Raw genomic sequence first — 17995 nt, forward strand, 5'->3', positions numbered from 1 at the left:
CGGGCTAGAATGGCCGATCCGTCCATACGCCACGCCGCCGTGAAAGAAGACACTCCCCTCCTCGTCCCCGTCCTCGCCGCCCTGCCGGTGTTCACGTGCATGGCCATCCTCGGCCTGCCCGCGCTCGGCCACGGCTACGCGGTCGCGTTCCGCACGCTGTTCTTCGTCGCGTGCGCCGTCTGGACCGTGCCGCTGGTCCTGCTGCAGCGCGCGCTATGGCGCCAGGGCCGCGCGTGGTGGGCGATGACGCTGGTCCTGCTCGCGGCGTCGTATGCGATGGCGGTCGCGAACTCGCTGCTGGGCCAGTGGCTGTCGATCGCGCTCGGGCTGGAGACGGGCTACCACTGGGACGACCTCCTGCGCGGCCTGGACGGCTGCTGGCTCGCGCTGGTCGCGTTCTGCGCGATGCATGCGGTGGCCGTGTACTACCTGTCGCTGCAACGCACCCGGCTGCGCCTCGCGCAGGCGCTCGCGGATGCGCGCGACGCGGAACTGCGCGCGCTGCGCCTGCAGGTCAATCCGCACTTCCTGTTCAACACGCTGAACGCGGTGTCGGCCCTCGTCGCGGCCGGCGCCAACCGCGACGCGAACCGCATGCTCGCCCGCGTGTCCGATTTTCTCCGCGCCACGCTGGCGCACGACGGCCGCCACGAGCACACACTGGCCGAGGAACTGGCGCTGACGGAAGCCTATCTCGACATCGAAAAAGCGCGCCTCGGCGAGCGCCTGCAACTGGCGATGCATGCGGGGCCCGACCTGCTCGATGCCGCCGTGCCCTATTTGATGCTGCAGCCGCTCGTCGAGAACGCGGTCCGTCACGGTATTGCGCCGCTCGCCGCGCCGGGCCGCATCGACATCCGCATCGACCGCGCGGACGACCGCCTGTGCGTGGACGTGCGCAACGACGGCGCCCAGCCGACGCAAGGCGGCGGCGGCATCGGCCTCGCCAACGTCGCGAACCGCCTGCGCCATTTGTACGGCGATGCCCAGCGGGTCGATGCGGGCTGGCGCGACGGCCGCTTCCACGTGTCGCTGACGTTGCCCCTCAGGGTGAGCACTGGGGTGGCGGCATGATGCGCGTGGCGATCGTCGACGACGAACCGCTGGCCCGGCTCGCCGTGAAGGCGCGACTGGCGCGCCACGCGGACCTGGAACTGGTGGCGGAATACGGCGATGGCGACACGGCCGCCGCCGGCCTCGCCGCGAGCCGGCCCGACCTCGTGTTCGTCGACGTCGAGATGCCCGGCAAGAACGGCCTCGACATGCTGGCCGCCCTGCCCCGCGCCACGCGTCCGCTGGCGATCCTGCTCACGGCCCACGACACCTTCGCCGTGCGCGCCTTCGACCTGGCCGCCCTCGACTACCTGTTGAAACCCGTCGACGACGACCGCTTGGACGAAGCACTGGACCGCGCCCGCACGGCCATGACGCACATGCGTCCCGCGCCAACGCCCGCATGGACGCGCAACTTCACGGTGCGCGTGGGCACCCGCACGGTGCTCGTCGACGCGGCCGACGTCGAGCGCATCGAGGCCGATGGCGACTACGCCACGCTGCACGCGGGCGGCAAGACCTACCTCGTGCGCGAACCGCTGCAAGAATTGGCCCGGCGCCTCGATCCGGCCCGGTTCCAGCGCGTGCACCGGTCCAGCATCGTGCGCCTGGACGTCGTCGCCGAACTGCGTGCGCTGACGAACCGCGACGCCATGCTGCGCCTGCGCGACGGCACCTTGCTGCGCGCGAGCCGAACGTACATGCCTGCGCTGACACAGGCGCTGACCCTTCTTGCGCATCCATGATCCAATCTGCCATCACTGCCCGCCTGCGCGGCCTCGACCTGCTGCGCGCCGCCGCCATCCTGCTCGTCCTGATGAGCCACTACATGGGTTTCGTCAGCCACGCGCCCACCTTCGGCGTCGTCGGCCAGGTCGGCTGGGCCGGCGTCGACCTGTTCTTCGTGCTGAGCGGCTACCTGATCGGTAACCAGCTGCTGGCCCCGGCCGCGCGCGGGGAATCCCTGTCGCTGAAGACCTTCTTCATGAGGCGCCTGCTACGGACGCTGCCCAATTACTACGTGGTATTGGCGGTGTACTGGTTGTTTCCGGGCGCGCCGCTCGGCGGTTCCAGCATGGCGGACCCATGGCGCTTCCTGACGTTCACGCAGAACTTCGGACTCGCCTACGGCCAGACGTTTACACACTCCTGGTCGCTGTGCATCGAGGAGCAGTTTTATGTGCTGCTGCCCCTCGTCGTGCTGGCCCTCGCGCGCATCGGCTTTCCCGTGCGGTTCGCGTGGGGCCTGCTCGTGGGCGGCATCGTCGCGGGCATGGCCACGCGCGCCGCGGCGTATGCGCTGCACGGGCACGATGCGTTCATGGCCGAGGTCTATTACTCGAGCTTCTGCCGCGCCGACGAACTGCTGCCCGGCGTCGCCATCGCCCTGCTGCGCAACTTCCATCCGCACGCCTTCACTCGCCTGCTGCGCCACGCGAACGCGCTGTGCGCGGCGGGCCTCGCGCTGGGCGCCGGCATCCTGACCTGCATCCACCTCGACTGGCCAACGACAGCCATGACGTCGACGTTCGGATTCTCGCTGCTGGCGATCGGCTGCGCGCTGATGACGTGCGCGGCGCTGTCCCCGGCGTGCATCCTGAACCGCATCGACATCCCCGGCGCGTCGCAACTGGCGCTGTGGTCGTACGCCGTCTACCTCGTGCACAAGCCCGTGTTCATGGCGCTGCGGCCGCACATCGAGCGCCTGCACATCGATGCGGGCGCACCGCTCACCGTCGTCGCCGTCATGGGCGCGGGCTGCGCCGGCGGCTGGGTGCTGTACCGCTGCGTGGAGACGCCGTTCATGCGGCTGCGCGCGCGCCTGACCACCGCTCATATCGCCGACAGCGCATTCCATCGCACGGCCGGCGTACGCTGATCTTCCATGGCAATGCTACGCTCATGTCGAGCCTCGCGTGGGCGGGACTCGGTGGAACAGACGCGCCCAGCCAGCCTGACGATTTAATTCACGCCGCCGCGCCAGGCGCCTTGCGGCGGCGCGCGCGGCCCAGGATCAGGGCGAACGCGCCCAGGCCGAGCACCAGCGGGCTGGCCGGCTCGGGCACCGTGCCGCTGGGGGGAACGGAAGCGGCGGTGGTGAAGTCGTCCATGACGAACCAGCCGGTATCGCGCGTGATGGTCAGCGACGACACGTTGTCGAATGCCGCGGCCGCCCACGTGTAGCTGCTGCCGATCGCGACCGGACCGGTCGTGCCGATGAGGTTATTGAAGGCGTCATAGGCGGAGATGGCGATCCACGACGCCTTGTCCGCGGCGCCAATCGGCGCCGCGAACCACGCGCCGGCAAAGCTGAACGGCGTGGCGCTGCCGATGGTGGCGCCGTCGGAGCCGAAGCCGTTCACGGCGAAATGCGTGCCGCCGTGGGCGCCGTTGCCGTAGCCGTCGATGCCGGTGTCGCCGGCATACCAGTCGTCGCTGAAGGTCAGGCCGGCATACGGATTGATGTCGCCCAGGCTGGCGAAGTCGCCGTCCGTGGCCACGTTCTCGAAACCGACGATACCGGCGTTGGCGGCGCCGGCCAGCATCAGGCTGGCGCTGGCGATCAATGCGAACAGAGTCTTTTTCATGGGAATACCTTTGCTGTATCGGGGTTCGTTATTTGCAGATGTCGCCGGTCACTTGCGGGACATTCGCGTTCAGCGCGTCCTGGCCCGCGATGACGAAGCCGAGCGCGGCCGTGCCGCCCGGCGCGATGTCCTTGTTCCAGCCGCCGCCGTCCGACGCGGTGAATGTCGGCGCGCTGCCCGTCACGACCCCGTTCCACGCGCTGCCCGACACATACGTGCCGTCGCTGTAGGTCCAGGACACCTCCCAGCCATGCAAGGTCTCCGTACCCTGGTTGGTGATCGAGACCGTGGCCATGCCGCCGCCCCACCAGGTGCTGGAGAGTTCGTACTTGCACACGGCGGTGGGCGCCGGCTTGACCGGAACCTGCGGAACCACTTGCACATCGCCGGTCGGATCGATCTTGCCGTAGGCGATGCCGCGACCGTTGGTGCTCATGTAGACCAGGCCATACGTGTTCATGTCGCCGGTGACCCAGCGTCCCAGCGTGCCGCCGTATTGATGGGCGTCGTCGTTGACGCGGTCCCAGTGAGCGCCCTTGTCGATCGAGCGCAACAGGCCGCGCGACGTGCCCACCGTACCCCACATGTAGAGGGTCGGATAGCTGGCGCCAGGCGCTTCCTTGCCCAGGCCCATGGTGCCGCAGGAGCTGATCCCGCCGACGCTGGTGAACGTGGCGCCCGAATCGGTCGAATGGGAGATGCCCTTCGAACCCACGCAGGCCCACACGTCGCCCTCGATGCCGGGCGTGGCGCGCACGAGGCTGTTACCGCCGGCCGGCAGGGTGGCCGTGGCGTTGAACGACACGCCGCCGTCGGTGCTGACCAGCATCTTGCCCGTGCTAATGTCGTAGACGTAGAACTTGGCCGGGTTGACCCGGTCGGCGACCGGATAGGCGTCCTTCACGGACAGGCCGGCCACCGGCGTCCAGTTGGCGCCGAAGTCGGTCGAGCGATACGTGGTGGGCGAACCTTCCGGGCTGTGCAGCAGCACGGCGCCGTCGGCCGACAGCGCCAGGTTGCCGAACTTGCCGTTCATGGTCGGCGCCTTTTGCCAGCTCGCGCCCGTATTGGTGGAGATGTACATGGCGTTCGAGCCGACCCGCGCCATCACGTGCGTCGCCTGCGGCGCCACGGCCAGGCCGGTCGTCGTGCCGACGCCCGGCGAATGGCGCAGGGCGTACTGGGACGGATCGGGCTGGGTGAAGCCGTCGTAGTCGCCGATGACGGACACGAACGGGCCGCCCGGGATGGCCTCGGCGGCGAACGAACCGGTTTCTTCCATGCCTTTCACGTCGAACTTCCAGACGCTCGTCGTTGCGTCGAGATCGGTGGTCCTGAACACGCCGTTACCCGAGATCACCCACGCGGTCTTCGGATCGAACGGGTCGAACTCGACGTCGCCGGCCCAGTGGATCGAGGATTCCTTGACCCAGTCGATACCGTTCGGGTCGATCTCCATGCCGCGTTGCATCAGGTCGACCCAGGAGCGGCCGGCGTCGTAGGAGGTGAAGATGTGGTCGCCGTACCCGTCCGGGTTCCTGTGCTGCAGCCAGTACATGTTGGTGGTCGACGCGATCAGGTGCTTCGGATTGCTCGGGTCGACGCTGATGCCGGCAAACGCATTGGTCATGCCGGCCGGCGTGACGTTGGTCCAGGCGCCGCCGACCATGTTGTATTCCCAGACCTGGCCCGCGGTCATCGGTTCGCTGTCGTTCTGGCCGTGCGGTCCGGCGCCGTTGGCATAGGTCAGGTACAGGCGGCCCTTGTTCGTCAATGCCGCGCGCTGCGGCATCAGGTTCGCCGGCGCACCCGCGACCGGGGCGAAGGTGATGCCGCCGTCCTTGCTCATGTACAGGTTCGGTCCGACCGAGCCGTAACGCGATACGCCGACGAAAATGCGCTTGGCCGTCCCGCCGCTGACGCTGGTCGGATCGAGCAGCACGAAGCTGATGCCGTTGCCGTTGGGCGTCGAGGCCACGTTCAGCCCGTTCACGTGAGTCCAGGTCGCGCCTGAATCGACGCTCTTGAACAGGCCGTTGTCGCGCGTACCGACGAACAGGACGTTGCTCGAACCCGGGTCGACCTGCAGTCGTTCGCCGTTCGAGCGGCCCATGCCATTGCCGTGGGCCTTGAACTGGGCCGTCACATCGACCAGGTCGAAATGCTGGCCGTAGTCGGTGGAGCGCATGATCACGGTCTTGCCGTTGCTGAAGTAGCTGGTGCCGGCCAGCATGTAGACGGTGCCCGGGTTGCGCGGGTCGACCGCGATCGACTCGACGCCCATCAGGCCGGTATCGCTTTCGCTGATCCAGTCCGTCAGCGCGACCCAGCGTTCGTTATGGGCATCCCAACGGTAGGAACCGCCCACGTCGGTGCGGGCGTAGATCACGCCGCGCTCGAGTTTACTTGGGATGATTCCGCTGACAAAACCGCCGCTGCCCATTGCAACGTTGTCCCAGCGGTAGGTCTCGGCGTTCGCGCCGAGCGAGACCAGCAGACCCAGCGTCAGGGCCAGCGTTTTTTTCAATTGCATCGTCGTCTCCGTTTTTGTTCGTAGTGGATCGAACAATTGTGCATTCAGGAGACGAACGTTAATAGTCCATTAATCACCAAAGAAACTAACGAAATATCACTTTAGACGCCATTGCCGTTCTGCCTGACGATCGGATCCTTCGTATGGGTCCACCCGCTCATCAGCGAATAGCCCACCGCAAGCAGCGTGGGGCCGATGAACATGCCGACGAAGCCGAACGCGATCACGCCGCCCAGCACGCCCAACAAGGTCAGCAGGAACGGCAGGCTGGAGCCGCGGCTGATCAGCATCGGGCGCACGACGTTGTCGACGCCGCTGATCAGGAAGAAGCCCCACACGAGCATGAAGATGGCCCATCCCGTCTCGCCCTGCGCGAACAGCCAGATGGCCGCCCCGCCCCACACGATCGGCGGCCCGACGGGAATCAGCGACGACACGAACACGAGCACGGACAGCAGCGGCACCGCGGGCACGCCCGCGATGAAGAAGCCCAGCGCGGCGACGAGCGCCTGCGCCAGCGCCGTGCCGAGCAGGCCGTACATCACGCCGCGCACGGTCTGGCTGACGATCTCCGCGACCGATTCCGCCTCCTCGTCCATGATGCGGTGCATGGCGGCCCTGATGACGGCCATCAGCGCTTCGCCGTCGCGATAGAAAAAGAAGCTGACGAATGCCGCAAGGCTCATCTGCGCGACGCCCGCCCCCAGCATCATCCCGCCGGACAGCAGCGCGTGGCGTGCCGGTTCGACCATGCGCCGCGCGAGTTCCATCATGCGGTCGCGACTGGCGACGAGCTGGCGCAGGTAGTTGTCGAGCTGGTCGCCGACGAGCGGGATGTCGCGGATCCACTTGGGCGGCAGCAGCTCGCCCTGGTTCAAAGCGGCGCGGATCTGGTCGAACGACGACGCGACGTTGTCCGCGAGGTTGTACGCGACGAGCGCCAGCGGGATGATCACGAGCAGCGTGAGGGAGAGCGTCATCGTCAGCGCGGTGAGCGTGCGCCGGCCGCGCAGGCGCAGCAGCAGGCGCTGGTACAGGGGCCAGGACGAGATGACGACGGCGGCCGCGAACAGGATCGCGGCCAGGAAGGGTTGCAGGACGTAGAGGCAGCCGAGCGTCAGCAGGATGACGACGGCGGCGCGCGTGTAGTTTCTACCTGGTCGTTTGTCCATTCAGCCTGATCATCGGGTGTTTACGATGTCAGGATAATAACTCACGCAGATCGTGCACGATAGGATCGGGACCCTGGCCGTGGCGAATGAACAGGCGCAGGCGGCCGGCGCGGTCGAAGACGTAGCTGCCGGCCGTGTGGTCGATCGTGTAGCTGCCCGGGTCCGTGCCCGGCACCTTCGAGTAGAACACCTTGAATTCCTTGGCGGTCTTCGCCGTCTGCTCGGGCGTGCCGCGCAGGCCGAGGAAGCGCTTGTCGAACGCGGGCACGTAGTTGGCCAGCAGTTCCTGCGTGTCGCGCTCGGGGTCGAGGGTGACGAACAGCACCTGCACCTGGTCGGCCAGCGGCCCGAGTTTCTGCATCACGGCGGCCATTTCCGCCATCGTGGTCGGGCACACGTCCGGGCATTGCGTGTAGCCGAAGAAGACGACGACGGCCTTGCCCTTGAAGTCGGCCAGCGTGCGCGGCTTGCCGGTGTGGTCGGTCAGCGTGAAGCCTTTCGCGTAATCGAGGCCGGTGACGTCGGTGTTCTGGAACGATTCCTTCTGCTTGCCCGGCAGCTTGTCGCATGCGACGAGGGAGACGGTCAGCGCGCAGGCGGCGACGAGGACGGGCAGCAGTTTTTTCATCATCAGATCGGCAGGTATTGTTTGACGTAGTGGTCGACGAGCAGCGCCGCGAACAGCAGCGACAGGTAGACGATGGACCAGGCGAAGGCCTTGCGCGCGACCTGGTCGCTGTAGTGCTTGTGGATCAGCCAGCCATGGCGCAGGAAGATCGCGTTCAGCACGATGGCCGCTGCCAGGTACACGACGCCGCTCATGCCGACGGCGAACGGGAACAGCGTGCAGGCCGCCAGCGCGACGGAGTACAGCCACACCTGCTGGCCCGTGTACTGCATGCCGTGCGTGACGGGCAGCATCGGCAGGCCGGAACGCACGTAGTCGTCGCGGCGGTACATCGCCAGGGCCCAGAAATGCGGCGGGGTCCAGACGAAGATGATCAATACGAGCAGCCAGGCTTCCATCGGCACCGTATTCGCGACGGCGGCCCAGCCGAGGGCCGGCGGCATCGCGCCCGACAGGCCGCCGATGACGATGTTCTGCGGCGTGTTCGGTTTCAGCAGGACCGTGTAGATCAGCGCATAGCCGACGAAGGTGACGAATGTCAGCCACATCGTCAGCGGATTGATCATCGTGTACAGGATGCCCATGCCGGCACCGCCGATGATCGCGGAAAAGATCAGGACCTGCGTGGTCGACAGCTCGCCCATCGCGGTGGCGCGGCGCGCCGTGCGGGCCATGCGGGCATCGACTTCCGCCTCGATCAGGCAGTTGACGGCGAACGCGGCGCCGGCCAGCAGCCAGATGCCGATCGTGCCCCAGACGAGCACGTGCCAGCCCGGAAAGCCGTCGGTGGCGAGGAACATGCCGATCACGGCGCAGAAGACGGCCAGCTGCGTGACGCGCGGCTTGGTCAGCGCCCAATATTGCGTGACGCGGCTGGGCGGTTTGTGGATGGCGGTTTGCGTAATCATGGGTGGCTCGCGGACGTCGCCGCCTCACGTCGTGGACTGCGCAGCGCCAGCTCGAGTTGATACTGTACCTTGTAGTTTAACATGGTCACCAGAAGGACGAGGCCAGCCGCCCCCGCGTTGTGGAGCACGGCAATCGGCAACGGAAAGTTCAGGAACACCGTCGCGATGCCGGTCGTTGCCTGGGCGACAAGCACCAGCGCCAGGTTGCGCGCCGTGCCGTGCAGGCCCGGCAAACGCCAGGTGCGCCACGCCGTATAGCCCAGTACGAGGACGACGACGAGTGCGAAGTTGCGGTGCACCCAGTGGATCGCCGTCAGCGCGGAAAACGGCAGGTAATGCCCGGCCGCCGTCTTGCCCAGCTCGCGCCACAAGGTGAAACCATGTTGCCAATCCATCTCTGGGACAATTTGTCCATTACAAAGCGGGAAATCGCTGCACGCGAGTGTCGCGTAATTGGTACTCACCCACCCGCCCAATGCCAATTGGACAAGCAGCACGGCGCCCGACAGCCAGGCCAGCGGACGCAGCTTGCGTAGCACGGTGGGCGGGACGGCCGGCGGCGGGGCCAGCAGGTTGTCTTCGCGTCCGGCCAGCCACACGGCCAGCGCCAGCAGGGTCAGGCCGAACAGCAGGTGCAGCGTGACGATGACCGGCTGCAGTTTCAGGGTGACGGTCCACGCGCCGAACGCGCCCTGCACGCACACCCACAGGAAAAGGAGTGTCGGCAACGCCGGGCCATGCGTGGGCCGCACACCGCGTGCCCGCGCACGGCGCCATTCCAGCCACGACGCCACCATCAACCCGATGATCAGGAAGCCGATGCCCATCGCGAGGAAGCGGTGGATCATCTCGATCCAGGCCTTCACCTTCGTCACGGGTCCAGTGGGCATCAGCGCCTCGGCCGCGGCGATGTGTTCATGCGCGAGGAACGGGTTCGCTTCGCCGTAGCAGCCGGGCCAGTCGGGGCAGCCGAGGCCGGAGTCCGTCAGGCGCGTAAAACCGCCGAACACGATCAGGTCGAACGTGAAGAACGCGATCACCCACGCCAGCTTGCGGTATTTGTGGGTGCCCGTCGCCGTCCACACGAGCGCGAGCGGCACGCTGGCCGCCAGGATGCCGGTCAGGGCCAGCAGGATGAAATTCGAGACTTCCATTGCGCGTTACCCGACGGCCGATGCCTTCAACAACTTGTTGATGTCCTTGTACACCTTGCGCACTTCCTGCAGCTGCGGATCCTTCGGGAAACGCATCATCAGGTGGCCCAGCGGGTCGATCAGGTAGATGTGGTCGGCCGGCGTCGTGCCGCCATCGACCGGCAGCCACTGCGTCACCGTCGCGGCGTCGGCGCGCAGCATGTGCGTGCCGTCGTATTCGCGGATGATCAGCGTGTCCAGCGGTTCCTGGTCGGTGATGAGCCAGACGCGCTCGATGCGGTCCGCTTCCTTCCCCTGCATCAGGCGCAGCTGGCGCAGCGCGAACAGCTGCTTCCGGCAAGAGTCCGGGCATGCACCCGGCCCGACCATCAACATGACCCACTTGCCCTTGAACTGTTTCAGCGCCTGCGGACGGCCGTCCAGCGTGGTCGTCGCCATCGCGGGGACCGGATGGGCGCGCTGGTCGATCAGGGTGCCGTAGTTGTTGCGCTTTTCGGGCTTGATGACGTAATAGGTGAAGTACGACGCGATCATCGGCGACGCGCACACGAGCAGCACCAGCCACAGCATCCAGCGGCCGCGCTTGCGGGCGCTCTTCGGGTCGATTGCCGGTTCAGCCAGCTTGTTTGGTTCCACTTCGAAATCCTGTTATCACAAAAAATAGAAAGGCCATCGCCGCCAGCGCATACCACTGGAATGCATAGCCCTTGTTGCGGTCGACATCGACCGCGGGGGCAGGCCATTTGCGGATGAGCCCGGCGGCTCCGGTGTCGTCCGCACTCGTCTGCTCGACCAGCACGGGCAGCGTGCGCAGGCCGCTGGCCTGGGCGAAGCCCGCCGGATCGACATTCTGGACGATGGCGCCGGGCCGGGGCGGCGGCGCCTTGCCGAGTTCCATCACGCGCGCCGGATGCAGGATCGCCAGGCCTTCGATGGTCGTGCGGCCGCTTGGCGTCGCTACCTGCGGTACGCGATCGTGCACGGCCGGATCGCGCGGGACCCAGCCGCGCGCGACGAGGACAACATCGCTTGCACCCGCGTCGGCACCCGCTATTCTAAACGGCATCAGCAAAACGAATCCGGTACGGCCTTCGAATGGCCGGTTGTCGAGGAACAGCGGCCAGTGGGTGACGAATTCCCCGGTCACCATGACACGGCGATATTCGACAGCGGCGGGATCGACCGGCTTCCCGTCCAGCACGAGCGGCGGCAACGCAGCGCGCTGCGTGAGCCGGGCCTGCAGCGCGGTCTTCTCCGCGGCGCGGCGCACCTGCCAGTTACCGAGCAGGATGCCGACCGCGACCAGCACGAGCGTCGCGAGGAAAGGAATGGTTCTGAAACGGAAGCGCAGTCGCATACAATGATCGTACAACCCAAACAACTCTCTACCGGACGCCCATGAAAACCGTCGTCGCCATCGCCTTCGTGCTCATCATCGGCAGCCTCGCGTCCGCCCTGTTCTTCCTGATGCGCGACAAGGGCCGCAGCAACCGCACCGTGCAGGCGCTGGCGATGCGGGTCGGGCTGTCGATCACGCTGTTCCTGTTGGTGCTGTTCTCGTACAAGATGGGGTGGATCCAGCCTAAAGGACTGCACTAACAAAAACGTCGTTCCCGCGCAGGCGGGAACCCATGCTGAAGGCCCGGAGTCGGTTTGCTGGAAACACCGCGGTGCATCCAACTGACGGGGTTCTGTTGTTCAGTATGGGTTCCCGCTTTCGCGGGAACGACGGTTTTAGAGATAACGATTACAGCCAGTACACGACGACGTACAGGCCCAGCCACACCACGTCGACGAAGTGCCAGTACCACGCCGCACCTTCGAACGCGAAGTGATGTTCCGGCGTGAAGTGGCCGCGCAGCACGCGGTACAGCACGACCGACAGCATGATCGCGCCCATCGTCACGTGGAAGCCGTGGAAGCCCGTGAGCATGAAGAACGTCGAGCCGTAGATGCCCGAGGTCAGCTTCAGGTTCAGTTCGCTGTACGCGTGGTGGTATTCGTAGGCCTGGAAGCCCATGAAGATGGCGCCCAGCAGGATCGTCGCGAACAGGAACAGCGCGGTGCGGGCACGGTGGCCGGCGCGCAGGGCGTGGTGGGCGATCGTCAGCGTCACGCCCGAGGTCAGCAGCAGTGCCGTGTTGATGGTCGGGATCGGGAACGGGCCCATGGTGCTGAACTGCTCCACGGTGCCGGCCGGGCCGATGTTGCCCCAGTGGCCCGAATAATCCGGCCAGATGACCTTGTGGTCGAGGTCGGACAGCCACGGCATCGAGATCGCACGTGCGTAGAACAGCGCGCCGAAGAAGGCGCCGAAGAACATCACCTCGGAAAAGATGAACCAGCTCATCGACCAGCGGTAGGACAGGTCGATGCGCTCGCCGTACTTGCCGGATTCCGACTCGCCGATGGCGTCGCCGAACCAGTTGTACAGCACGATCAGCATCGCGACGATGCCGGCCGTGCACACGCCGGGTCCCCAGGCGGCCCCGTTGACCCAGCCGGACGCGCCGGCCATCGTGACCAGCATCGAGACGCCGGCTGCCAGCGGCCACCTGGAGGGACCGGGGACAAAATAGTACGGCGCGGTATGGGGTGAACTCATGTATATCTCCTCAATCAAGCATTGTTTCGAATTCCGGGGTACTGCGCTTCCCTGCTTTCGTGTTGCTTATATAGTTTTAACTCTTGGCGACGACCATGCGCACGACGAACACCAGGATGCCGATGAACAGCGCCACCCCGATCAGCCCGCCCACGATCACGTGGATCGGGTTCAGGTTGGCCGCGTCGTGCTCGTAGTCGCGGCGCTTGCGCACGCCGAAGAACGACCAGAACACGGCCTTCATCGTGGCGCCGAACGACGCGGTTTTTACGGGTTCGCGTGGATCGTCGTTGGCCATTATTTTTGCGCCGTCACGGCGCCACCGATTTCAAAAAACGTGTACGACAGCGTGATGTTCTTCACTTCGCGCGGCAGCTCCGGGTCGATGAAGAACACGACCGGCATCTGCCGCGCCTCGTGCGGCTTCAGGATCTGTTCCTTGAAGCAGAAGCACTCGACCTTTTTAAAATGCGGCGTCGCGGACTGCGGCGCGTAGCTCGGGATGGCCTGCGCCTTCACCGTGCGGTCCTGTGTATTCACCACTTCGTAGACGACGGTCGCCATCTCGCCCGGGTGCACGTCGATGCTGCGCTGCGTCGGGCGGAAGCGCCATGGGCCCTGGGCGTTGCCGTCCAGTTCCACCGTGATCGTGCGCGCGAGGTCGACCTGGGTGTTGGCAGGCCGAGCCACCGTGCCGTCCTTCTGCGTGAGCACGTTGATGCCGAGCGCCTCGCACACCTGGCGGTAGATCGGCACCAGCGCATAGCCGAAGCCGAACATGATGCAGGCGACGACGATCAGCTTGATCAGCGTGGTGCGATTCAGACGCAGGCGGCCACTGTCCTCGTGGCGGCCCGCATTCGTTTCCGCTTGCATGGCAGCCTCAGTTCAGCCACAGGCGCTTGACGAACAGCACGACGAAGAAGAACAGCGCGAGCCCGGCCAGCCACAGGGCCGTGCGCCGGTTGTTCTTCCTGATCTGCTGCGAACGATCATCGTTCATCGCGCTCTCACTTCACCAGCGGCGGCGTTTCGAAGGTGTGGAACGGCGCCGGGCTCGGCACGGTCCACTCCAGGCCTTCGGCGCCTTCCCACGGCTTGGCTTCGGCCGGCTTGCCGCCACGGATGGTCGGCAGCACGACGAAGAACAGGAAGTACACCTGCGACAGGCCGAAGCCGAACGCGCCGATCGACACGATCTGGTTGAAGTCCGTGAACTGCACGGCATAGTCAGCGTAACGACGCGGCATGCCGGCCAGGCCCAGGAAGTGCATCGGGAAGAAGGTCAGGTTGAACCAGAACAGCGAGTTCCAGAAGTGGATCTTGCCGCGCAGTTCCGGATACATGTGGCCGGTCCACTTCGGTGCCCAGTAGTAGAAGCCGGCGAACAGGGCGAACAGCGAGCCGGCGACCAGCACGTAGTGGAAGTGCGCGACGACGTAATAGGTGTCCTGCACCTGGATGTCGATCGGGGTCACGGCCAGGATCAGGCCCGTGAAGCCGCCCATCGTGAACACGAAGATGAAGCCGACGGCGAACAGCATCGGGGTCTCGAACGTCATCGAGCCCTTCCACATCGTGGCGACCCAGTTAAAGACCTTCACGCCGGTGGGCACCGCGATCAGCATCGTCGCGTACATGAAGAACAGCTGGCTCGTCACCGGCATGCCGGTGGTGAACATGTGGTGCGCCCACACGATGAACGACAGGATCGCGATGGAAGCGGTTGCATACACCATCGATGCGTAGCCGAACAGCGGCTTGCGGGCGAAGGCCGGGATGATCTGCGAGACGATGCCGAAGGCCGGCAGGATCATGATGTAGACCTCGGGGTGGCCGAAGAACCAGAAGATGTGCTGGTACATGACCGGGTCGCCGCCGCCGGCCGCGTTGAAGAACGAGGTGCCGAAGTGACGGTCGGTCAGGGTCATCGTGATGGCGCCCGCGAGAACCGGCATCACGGCGATCAGCAGGTAGGCGGTGATCAGCCAGGTCCAGCAGAACATCGGCATCTTCATCAGCGTCAGGCCCGGCGCGCGCATGTTCAGGATCGTGACGATGATGTTGATGGAACCCATGATCGACGAGGCGCCCATGATGTGCAGGGCGAAGATCGCCATGTCCATGCCCGGGCCCATCTGCGTCGACAGCGGCGCGTACAGCGTCCAGCCGGCGGCGGTGGCGCCGCCCGGGACGAAGAACGACGTCGCCAGCAGGATCGCGGCCGGCGGCAGCAGCCAGAACGAGAAGTTGTTCATGCGCGCGAACGCCATGTCGGATGCGCCGATCTGCAGCGGGATCATCCAGTTGGCGAAGCCGACGAAGGCCGGCATGATCGCGCCGAACACCATCACGATGCCGTGCATGGTGGTCAGCTGGTTGAAGAATTCAGGGCGGAAGAACTGCAGGCCGGGCTGGAACAGCTCGGTGCGGATCATCAGCGCCAGCACGCCGCCCGAGAGCAGCATGATGAACGCGAACCACATGTACAGCGTACCGATGTCCTTGTGGTTGGTGGCAAAGAGCCAGCGGCGCGCGCCGACCGGATGGTCGTGCGCGTGGTCGTGGCCGTGATCGTGAGTGTGATCGATAGTGCTGGAAGTCATGTCAGTATCCTAGTCGTGCGGGACAGCAAGGCCGTGGTGCGGTGACGCGGTGACGGCCCGGTCCCTGTGATCCAAACGCTTGTTGCTTGTCTTGTCTTATTTGCCGCGGGCAGCCAGGACTTCGGAAGGCTGGACGATGTTCTCGTCGGCCTTGTTGGTCCAGTTGTTGCGGGTATAAGTGATGACGGAAGCGATCTCGGAATCCGACAGCTGCTTCCACGACGGCATTGCCGACGGATACTTACCGCTGTGCTTACCATTCAGCAGCACGGCGATCTGTTCGGCCTTGTGGCCGAGTACGACAGGTGAACCGACCAGCGGTGCGAATGCGCTCGGCACGCCCTGGCCGTTGGCCTGGTGGCAGGCCACGCAGTTGGCCGCGTAGACTTTCTCGCCCTTCGTCTTGAGCTCGTCGATGGTCCAGACCTTGTTCGGGTCGTCGGCCAGCGCGGCCATGCGGGTCTTCTCGCCCTTGACCCATGCGGTGTAGTCTTCAGCGGAGACGACTTTCACGACGATCGGCATGAACGCGTGTTCCTTGCCGCACAGCTCGACGCAGTTGCCGCGGTACGTGCCGATCTGCTCGGCCTTGAACCACGTGTCGCGCACGAAGCCGGGGATGGCATCCTGCTTGACGGCGAAGGCGGGAATCGTCCACGAGTGGATCACGTCGTTGGCGGTCAGCACGAGGCGGACCTTCTTGCCGACCGGGACGACGACGGGATTGTCGACCTCGAGCAGGTAGTTCTCGGTGCGCTTCTCGGTCGGTGCGATGCCCGGCTCGCCCACCTGCGTGCGCGGCGTGGCCAGGTTCGACAGGAACGAGATGCCTTCGCCCTCGCCCTTCAGGTAGTCATAACCCCATTTCCACTGCATGCCGGTGACCTTGATGGTCAGGTCCGGGTTGGAAGTGTCCTTCATCTGCACCACGGCGTGCGTGGCCGGCAGGGCCATGCCGATGACGATCAGGAACGGTATGACGGTCCAAGCGATCTCGACCGTGGTGGATTCGTGGAAGGTGGCCGGTTTGTGGCCGAGGGACTTGCGGTGCTTGAACACCGAATAGAACATGACGCCGAACACGCCGATGAAGATGACCAGGCAGACCACCATCATCCAGTTATGCAGGCTATAGATATAGGCCGCAATGCCCGTCACGGGCGCCTGCATGTTGAGCTGATGTTCCACCGGACGACCGGTAATGACGGGCTCGGTAGCCGCCATCGCCGGGATGCTGGCCGCTACTGCGAGACCGAGCATCAACGCTTTGAATCGTTTTGCATATGTCATGTTGTCCCCAACCACCTTTAGAAGAGAAATTTCTAGAACGGAAGCGGCCCTCCTCTGGCTCGCCATGGAGGAACCACGGAAGACAACTTCCGTTCTGAAATCCTTTTTAAACTAAACGCAACCACTTCCCGTCGCGCCGGCGGGCGCTTCGGGACTCGACACCGTCCAGCCGGATGCCGTCTGGCATCCTCGATGAACGATGTCTTCAAACCTTGCTTGCGGGGGATACCCGATACGCTGCCTTGTATCCCCGGGTGATGCTCCAACCCTCGACTTGACGCCTTTATGCTTAATTTTTTAGCGCTTTTTTGATCCAGTCGAAAAAAGTGTGTTTGATTATACTGAAAGCGGTAATTTTTATTCAAGGAAAATTACCGCGATCGTATACAGGATGCATGGGTCTTACCGCGGCTTGGGCGGCTGGAAGCGGACGATCGCCTCGCCCGCGGCCGTCGTCTTCGGTGCCGGCCGGAACGCGTGGCCGTAGATGACCTCGAACGTCAGCGCCAGCTTGCCGTCCGCGCGGCGCCCTGCTTCCAGCGCGTCGCGCATGCGTTGCCACGCGGCCCGGCCGACGAGGCCGCGGCGGCGCGTGGCCAGCGGGTTACCGCCGAACGCGCGCACGTCGGCCAGCAGCTTGTCGGCCGTGTCGTACGTCACCGTGATCTGTTCCATGTCCATGACGGGCGTCGTGAACCCCGCTTCCACGAGCTGGTCGCCGAAGTCGTGCATGTCGACGAACGGCAACGTGTGCGGCGTCTCGTCCATCGCCGCGAACGCGGCGCGCAGTTCGCGGAACGTGTCCGGACCGAAATTCGAGAACATCAGCAGACCATCCACGCGCAGCACGCGACGCCACTCGGCGAACACGCGGTCGGGTTGGGGATGCCAGTGCAATGCCAGGTTCGACCAGACCAGGTCGAGCGAGTTCGGGCCGAACGGCAGGTTGCCGAAGTCGCCGCAAACGAGATCGATGCCGGCTTTGGCCGGCAGCAAACGACTCAACAAGGAGCGCGGCGCCGACGTGGCGGCCGTGGCGGCCGTGGCGGTCGCCAGCATGGCCGGCACGGCGTCCAGGCCGAGCACCTGCGCAGCCGGATAGCGTTTCTGCAATTCGGCGATATCGACGCCGGCGCCGCAGCCGGCGTCGAGCACCTGGCGCGGCGCCGTCTTGACGAGCGTCAGGCGGTCGAACATGCGGGTGGCGATCTCCCGCCGCAGGAAATCGGAAGGGGCGACCCGGGCGGGGTCGGCGAACAGCTGGCGCACGCGGACCGGATCGATCGGGGCGCTCATCTTCGACGGGGCTTGGGGTGAAACCATGATGGGGCTGCGGTGAATGGGATAATGGCGGGAGTGTACATGATGGGTGGAACTTACGATGACGGCCCGTTATTTGTCCCTGCGGCATTGGCTGCGCGTGCTGATGCCATCGATGTGCGCCCTGTGCGGGAGCGG

Annotated in this window: 19 protein-coding genes; 4 read left to right on the forward strand and 15 right to left on the reverse strand. The window is 65.3% G+C overall.

Going from position 1 to position 17995, the window contains the following annotated elements:
* Nucleotides 1-9: 9 nt before the first annotated feature.
* The 3 genes from ACEN9G_RS07280 to ACEN9G_RS07290 are packed head-to-tail and all read left to right on the forward strand — an operon-like array spanning nucleotide 10 to nucleotide 2932.
* Nucleotides 10-1074 (forward strand): sensor histidine kinase, encoded by a 1065-nt coding sequence (locus ACEN9G_RS07280; RefSeq protein ID WP_483126534.1) that lies wholly within the window; start codon nucleotides 10-12, stop codon nucleotides 1072-1074.
* Nucleotides 1071-1799 carry a LytR/AlgR family response regulator transcription factor gene (locus tag ACEN9G_RS07285; RefSeq protein ID WP_413338823.1) on the forward strand — a complete coding sequence of 243 codons (729 nt, stop codon included), beginning with the start codon at nucleotides 1071-1073 and terminating at the stop codon, nucleotides 1797-1799. Before ACEN9G_RS07280 ends, ACEN9G_RS07285 begins: the two co-directional genes overlap by 4 nt.
* Nucleotides 1796-2932: an acyltransferase family protein gene (locus ACEN9G_RS07290; protein WP_413338821.1), complete on the forward strand. Its 1137-nt coding sequence runs from the start codon at nucleotides 1796-1798 to the stop codon at nucleotides 2930-2932. The genes ACEN9G_RS07285 and ACEN9G_RS07290 overlap by 4 nt, the downstream gene beginning before the upstream one ends.
* Before the next feature lie 88 nt (nucleotides 2933-3020).
* Here the strand turns inward: ACEN9G_RS07290 and ACEN9G_RS07295 are convergent, their stop codons facing one another.
* From ACEN9G_RS07295 to ACEN9G_RS07330, 8 genes are all read right to left on the reverse strand, one after another.
* On the reverse strand, nucleotides 3021-3641 hold the full coding sequence (locus ACEN9G_RS07295) for a PEP-CTERM sorting domain-containing protein (protein ID WP_413338819.1): 621 nt from the start codon (nucleotides 3639-3641) through the stop codon (nucleotides 3021-3023).
* Nucleotides 3642-3669: 28 nt separating this feature from the next.
* Nucleotides 3670-6174: a cellulose binding domain-containing protein gene (locus ACEN9G_RS07300; protein ID WP_413338817.1), complete on the reverse strand. Its 2505-nt coding sequence runs from the start codon at nucleotides 6172-6174 to the stop codon at nucleotides 3670-3672.
* 101 nt (nucleotides 6175-6275) lie between these two features.
* Nucleotides 6276-7346, reverse strand: a complete 1071-nt coding sequence (locus ACEN9G_RS07305) for an AI-2E family transporter (protein ID WP_413338815.1) — start codon at nucleotides 7344-7346, stop codon at nucleotides 6276-6278.
* A gap of 28 nt (nucleotides 7347-7374) precedes the next feature.
* Nucleotides 7375-7974 carry an SCO family protein gene (locus tag ACEN9G_RS07310; RefSeq protein WP_413338829.1) on the reverse strand — a complete coding sequence of 200 codons (600 nt, stop codon included), beginning with the start codon at nucleotides 7972-7974 and terminating at the stop codon, nucleotides 7375-7377.
* A 2-nt stretch (nucleotides 7975-7976) separates the two neighbouring features.
* Nucleotides 7977-8882, reverse strand: a complete 906-nt coding sequence (gene cyoE / locus ACEN9G_RS07315; RefSeq protein ID WP_413338813.1) for a heme o synthase — start codon at nucleotides 8880-8882, stop codon at nucleotides 7977-7979.
* Complete coding sequence (locus tag ACEN9G_RS07320) at nucleotides 8879-10036, reverse strand: COX15/CtaA family protein (RefSeq protein ID WP_413338811.1); 1158 nt, start codon at nucleotides 10034-10036, stop codon at nucleotides 8879-8881. Before ACEN9G_RS07320 ends, cyoE begins: the two co-directional genes overlap by 4 nt.
* A gap of 6 nt (nucleotides 10037-10042) precedes the next feature.
* Complete coding sequence (locus tag ACEN9G_RS07325; RefSeq protein WP_413338809.1) at nucleotides 10043-10672, reverse strand: SCO family protein; 630 nt, start codon at nucleotides 10670-10672, stop codon at nucleotides 10043-10045.
* Nucleotides 10650-11393 carry an SURF1 family protein gene (locus ACEN9G_RS07330; RefSeq protein ID WP_413338807.1) on the reverse strand — a complete coding sequence of 248 codons (744 nt, stop codon included), beginning with the start codon at nucleotides 11391-11393 and terminating at the stop codon, nucleotides 10650-10652. The genes ACEN9G_RS07325 and ACEN9G_RS07330 overlap by 23 nt, the downstream gene beginning before the upstream one ends.
* A 41-nt stretch (nucleotides 11394-11434) precedes the next feature.
* Here ACEN9G_RS07330 and ACEN9G_RS07335 point away from each other — a divergent pair, with 41 nt between their 5' ends.
* Nucleotides 11435-11635, forward strand: a complete 201-nt coding sequence (locus ACEN9G_RS07335; RefSeq protein WP_036230020.1) for a twin transmembrane helix small protein — start codon at nucleotides 11435-11437, stop codon at nucleotides 11633-11635.
* A gap of 148 nt (nucleotides 11636-11783) precedes the next feature.
* Here the strand turns inward: ACEN9G_RS07335 and ACEN9G_RS07340 are convergent, their stop codons facing one another.
* From ACEN9G_RS07340 to ACEN9G_RS07370, 7 genes are all read right to left on the reverse strand, one after another.
* The gene (locus ACEN9G_RS07340) at nucleotides 11784-12641 is read right to left on the reverse strand and encodes a cytochrome c oxidase subunit 3 (RefSeq protein ID WP_413338806.1); all 858 of its coding nucleotides are present in this window, start codon (nucleotides 12639-12641) and stop codon (nucleotides 11784-11786) included.
* A 76-nt stretch (nucleotides 12642-12717) separates the two neighbouring features.
* On the reverse strand, nucleotides 12718-12939 hold the full coding sequence (locus ACEN9G_RS07345; protein ID WP_413338804.1) for a DUF2970 domain-containing protein: 222 nt from the start codon (nucleotides 12937-12939) through the stop codon (nucleotides 12718-12720).
* Nucleotides 12939-13517, reverse strand: a complete 579-nt coding sequence (locus tag ACEN9G_RS07350; RefSeq protein WP_413338802.1) for a cytochrome c oxidase assembly protein — start codon at nucleotides 13515-13517, stop codon at nucleotides 12939-12941. Before ACEN9G_RS07350 ends, ACEN9G_RS07345 begins: the two co-directional genes overlap by 1 nt.
* Before the next feature lie 7 nt (nucleotides 13518-13524).
* Nucleotides 13525-13644, reverse strand: coding sequence for a cytochrome oxidase small assembly protein (locus tag ACEN9G_RS07355; RefSeq protein WP_229411904.1), 120 nt, complete (start codon nucleotides 13642-13644; stop codon nucleotides 13525-13527).
* A gap of 7 nt (nucleotides 13645-13651) precedes the next feature.
* Nucleotides 13652-15247, reverse strand: coding sequence for a cytochrome c oxidase subunit I (ctaD, locus tag ACEN9G_RS07360; protein ID WP_413338800.1), 1596 nt, complete (start codon nucleotides 15245-15247; stop codon nucleotides 13652-13654).
* 96 nt (nucleotides 15248-15343) lie between these two features.
* On the reverse strand, nucleotides 15344-16537 hold the full coding sequence (gene coxB / locus ACEN9G_RS07365) for a cytochrome c oxidase subunit II (RefSeq protein ID WP_413338798.1): 1194 nt from the start codon (nucleotides 16535-16537) through the stop codon (nucleotides 15344-15346).
* A gap of 402 nt (nucleotides 16538-16939) precedes the next feature.
* Nucleotides 16940-17860, reverse strand: a complete 921-nt coding sequence (locus ACEN9G_RS07370) for a methyltransferase domain-containing protein (RefSeq protein WP_483126535.1) — start codon at nucleotides 17858-17860, stop codon at nucleotides 16940-16942.
* Between the last annotated feature and the right edge of the window lie 135 nt (nucleotides 17861-17995).

The organism is Massilia sp. Masssp94 (genome assembly GCF_059491305.1).

What these genes read in the sequence shown, in the direction of transcription:
- ACEN9G_RS07280 (WP_483126534.1), top strand. Translation starts at nt 10, where the DNA reads ATGGCCGATCCGTCCATACGCCACGCCGCCGTGAAAGAAGACACTCCC.
- ACEN9G_RS07285 (WP_413338823.1), top strand. Translation starts at nt 1,071, where the DNA reads ATGATGCGCGTGGCGATCGTCGACGACGAACCGCTGGCCCGGCTCGCC.
- ACEN9G_RS07290 (WP_413338821.1), top strand. Translation starts at nt 1,796, where the DNA reads ATGATCCAATCTGCCATCACTGCCCGCCTGCGCGGCCTCGACCTGCTG.
- ACEN9G_RS07295 (WP_413338819.1), bottom strand. Translation starts at nt 3,641, where the DNA reads ATGAAAAAGACTCTGTTCGCATTGATCGCCAGCGCCAGCCTGATGCTG.
- ACEN9G_RS07300 (WP_413338817.1), bottom strand. Translation starts at nt 6,174, where the DNA reads ATGCAATTGAAAAAAACGCTGGCCCTGACGCTGGGTCTGCTGGTCTCG.
- ACEN9G_RS07305 (WP_413338815.1), bottom strand. Translation starts at nt 7,346, where the DNA reads ATGGACAAACGACCAGGTAGAAACTACACGCGCGCCGCCGTCGTCATC.
- ACEN9G_RS07310 (WP_413338829.1), bottom strand. Translation starts at nt 7,974, where the DNA reads ATGAAAAAACTGCTGCCCGTCCTCGTCGCCGCCTGCGCGCTGACCGTC.
- cyoE (WP_413338813.1), bottom strand. Translation starts at nt 8,882, where the DNA reads ATGATTACGCAAACCGCCATCCACAAACCGCCCAGCCGCGTCACGCAA.
- ACEN9G_RS07320 (WP_413338811.1), bottom strand. Translation starts at nt 10,036, where the DNA reads ATGGAAGTCTCGAATTTCATCCTGCTGGCCCTGACCGGCATCCTGGCG.
- ACEN9G_RS07330 (WP_413338807.1), bottom strand. Translation starts at nt 11,393, where the DNA reads ATGCGACTGCGCTTCCGTTTCAGAACCATTCCTTTCCTCGCGACGCTC.
- ACEN9G_RS07335 (WP_036230020.1), top strand. Translation starts at nt 11,435, where the DNA reads ATGAAAACCGTCGTCGCCATCGCCTTCGTGCTCATCATCGGCAGCCTC.
- ACEN9G_RS07340 (WP_413338806.1), bottom strand. Translation starts at nt 12,641, where the DNA reads ATGAGTTCACCCCATACCGCGCCGTACTATTTTGTCCCCGGTCCCTCC.
- ACEN9G_RS07345 (WP_413338804.1), bottom strand. Translation starts at nt 12,939, where the DNA reads ATGGCCAACGACGATCCACGCGAACCCGTAAAAACCGCGTCGTTCGGC.
- ACEN9G_RS07350 (WP_413338802.1), bottom strand. Translation starts at nt 13,517, where the DNA reads ATGCAAGCGGAAACGAATGCGGGCCGCCACGAGGACAGTGGCCGCCTG.
- ACEN9G_RS07355 (WP_229411904.1), bottom strand. Translation starts at nt 13,644, where the DNA reads ATGAACGATGATCGTTCGCAGCAGATCAGGAAGAACAACCGGCGCACG.
- ctaD (WP_413338800.1), bottom strand. Translation starts at nt 15,247, where the DNA reads ATGACTTCCAGCACTATCGATCACACTCACGATCACGGCCACGACCAC.
- coxB (WP_413338798.1), bottom strand. Translation starts at nt 16,537, where the DNA reads ATGACATATGCAAAACGATTCAAAGCGTTGATGCTCGGTCTCGCAGTA.
- ACEN9G_RS07370 (WP_483126535.1), bottom strand. Translation starts at nt 17,860, where the DNA reads ATGGTTTCACCCCAAGCCCCGTCGAAGATGAGCGCCCCGATCGATCCG.